At 65.1% G+C, this 2,242-nt stretch carries 4 protein-coding genes; 1 reads left to right on the top strand and 3 read right to left on the bottom strand.

What is annotated here, in order from left to right:
* Positions 1-6 precede the first annotated feature (6 nt).
* From lysX to Q4C89_RS03635, 3 genes are all read right to left on the bottom strand, one after another.
* Positions 7-873: a lysine biosynthesis protein LysX gene (gene lysX / locus Q4C89_RS03645; protein ID WP_303101242.1), complete on the bottom strand. Its 867-nt coding sequence runs from the start codon at positions 871-873 to the stop codon at positions 7-9.
* 77 nt (positions 874-950) lie between these two features.
* On the bottom strand, positions 951-1,124 hold the full coding sequence (gene lysW / locus Q4C89_RS03640) for a lysine biosynthesis protein LysW (protein WP_058976663.1): 174 nt from the start codon (positions 1,122-1,124) through the stop codon (positions 951-953).
* A gap of 69 nt (positions 1,125-1,193) precedes the next feature.
* Positions 1,194-1,535 carry a hypothetical protein gene (locus tag Q4C89_RS03635; protein ID WP_303101241.1) on the bottom strand — a complete coding sequence of 114 codons (342 nt, stop codon included), beginning with the start codon at positions 1,533-1,535 and terminating at the stop codon, positions 1,194-1,196.
* A gap of 22 nt (positions 1,536-1,557) precedes the next feature.
* Here Q4C89_RS03635 and Q4C89_RS03630 point away from each other — a divergent pair, with 22 nt between their 5' ends.
* On the top strand, positions 1,558-2,232 hold the full coding sequence (locus tag Q4C89_RS03630; protein WP_303101245.1) for an ABC transporter ATP-binding protein: 675 nt from the start codon (positions 1,558-1,560) through the stop codon (positions 2,230-2,232).
* The last annotated feature ends 10 nt before the right edge of the window (positions 2,233-2,242 follow it).

Genomic DNA, 2,242 nt, shown 5'->3' with positions numbered 1-2,242 from the left:
GAGAATTCAGCCCAGCAGCCCAATCGCGTACTCACCCATCAGGCGCGGAATGTTGACGCCCGTGGTGCTGACCGAGTTCTTGAATTCCATGGTGTGGTTGATTTCGATGACGACCAGGCCGCCCCATTCGTTCTGACACTGCGGGTCTTCGACGAGGTCGATGGCGACAATCTGCCCATCCACGGCGGCGGCGGCCCGCTGCGCGAGGTCGGCCAGTTCGGGCGTGACTTCGCACTTGCTGGCCTTCGCGCCCCGCGCCGTGTTGGTAATCCAGTGGGCGCTGGTGCGGTAAATCGCGCCGATGCACTTGCCGCCCACCACAAAGGCGCGGATGTCGCGCTCGGGCTTGTTGACCAGTTCCTGCACGTAGAAGATGCCGTGCTGCGGCCCCCCCAGCACTTCCTTGTGCTCGATGACGGCTTCGGCGGCGTCACGGTCATTGAGCTTGCTGACCATGCGGCCCCAGGAACCCACCGTCGGCTTGAGCACCAGCGGGTAGCCCAGGCCGTCAATCAGTTCCAGGGCGCTGTCGCCGTCGAAGGCCACTCCGGTGCGCGGCGTGGGCAGTCCGGCGGCGTGCAGGCGCGAGTTTGTCGCCAGTTTGTCGCCACACACTTCGATGACGTGGGCGGGGTTGATGACTTTGACACCGAAGCCTTCCAGCGCACGGGTCACGGCGTGGCCCCGGCTCTGGCTCACGCAGCGTTCGATGGCGACTTTCCAGGGCACCTTGGCCTGCCCCGCTTCGTCGAAGGTCAGGGTCAGTTGCGGGACATACACCTTGTCGTAAGGCACGCCCAGTTCGTCGAGCGCCTCGAACAGCATCTTTTCGTCGGGGCGGATACGGTCATAAAGAACGGCGAGTTCAGCCATAAGGTTGCCTGCGGCAAGTCGAAAGGGCTAAGGGCCTAAGAGTCGGAAAAGACCCTTAGACCCTCGACCCTCAGACCTTACTCGCCCCAGTCCTCCGCTTCCTGCGGGGCGGCTTCGAGGCGGGGCGGGTCGATGGACACCACTTCATATTCCACGCCCGTCTCGTCGTCAATCACCAGTTCGCCCAGTTCGGGGTTGGTCAGTTCGATGGTCGCGCCGGTATCGGGATTCTCAAATTGCACAGTTGCCATAATTACTCCTTGCGTTTGATAGGCTAACGGGCAGAAAGATTTTCATTTGAAATCATCTAGACAGGCGACTCATCCGTCCGATTCGTCTTCCAACTCCAGTTCGATTCGGGCCTGACAGTGCGGGCAGTCCACCAGCAGGGCGCTGACGCCATCGGCACTTTCGATGGTGGGGGCGGTGTCGAGTTGCTGCTGCGACACCTCGAAGTCCTCGCCGCAACTGGGGCACTGAACGAACTGCCCATAGTCCACCACCGCCAGTTCAAAGTCCTCGCCGTCGTTGACAGTCACTTCCATCTCGGTTTCGCAGGAGCCGCAGACCAGCACGTCACCCACCTCGAACTCGGCGACCTCGTTCTCGTCGAGTTCGAGCAGTTCGCCGCATTCGGGACATTCGATTTCCAGGGTTGCCATGTCCCGATTGTACGCACCTACAATGCGGCCCGTGACCTCTGCGCCTCCCGCCCTCGAAGCCCGCTCCGTCGTTCACGGCTACGGTCAGACCACCATCCTGCACGGCGTTTCTCTGGCGGTGGCCCCCGGCGAAGTGGTGGCGGTCAGCGGGCCGTCGGGCAGTGGCAAAAGTACGCTGCTGCACCTGCTGGGCGGCCTGGACACGCCGCAAGAGGGCGAAGTGTGGTGGGCGGGCGAACGGGCCGACACCCTCAGCACCCAGGCCCGTTCGGTGCGGCGGGCCGGGCGGGTCGGGCTGGTGTTTCAGCACCACTACCTGCTCGAAGACCTGACGCTGCTGCAAAACGTGCAGGTGCCGGGCCTCCTGAGCGGGCAACCCGACGCGGGCCGGGCGCAGGCGCTGCTGGAGCGCGTGGGCCTGGGCCACCGCCCCGGCGACTTTCCCGGCGTGCTCAGCGGCGGCGAACGTCAGCGGGTGGCGCTGGCCCGCGCCCTGGCGGTGCGCCCGGCGGCAGTGCTGGCCGACGAACCCACGGGCAGCCTCGACCGCGCCGGGGCCGAGCGGGTCGCGGAGCTGCTTATCGAACTCGCCCGCGAGGAAGGCGCAGGCGTGCTGCTGGTCACCCACGACGAACGGCTGGCAGCCCGCGCCGACCGGACGCTGCATCTGCTGGACGGCAGGTTGGTGGAGGGATAAGGGATGAGGG

It is taken from the genome of Deinococcus sp., from assembly GCF_030523985.1.
Taxonomy (GTDB): Bacteria; Deinococcota; Deinococci; order Deinococcales; family Deinococcaceae; genus Deinococcus.
Note: the sequence above shows the minus strand (reverse complement) of the source record. Positions and strands in the feature narration are given on the sequence as shown.

Excerpts from the sequence above, each read along its gene's own strand:
- lysX (WP_303101242.1), bottom strand. The coding sequence starts at position 873 with ATGGCTGAACTCGCCGTTCTTTATGACCGTATCCGCCCCGACGAAAAG.
- lysW (WP_058976663.1), bottom strand. The coding sequence starts at position 1,124 with ATGGCAACTGTGCAATTTGAGAATCCCGATACCGGCGCGACCATCGAA.
- Q4C89_RS03635 (WP_303101241.1), bottom strand. The coding sequence starts at position 1,535 with ATGGCAACCCTGGAAATCGAATGTCCCGAATGCGGCGAACTGCTCGAA.
- Q4C89_RS03630 (WP_303101245.1), top strand. The coding sequence starts at position 1,558 with ATGCGGCCCGTGACCTCTGCGCCTCCCGCCCTCGAAGCCCGCTCCGTC.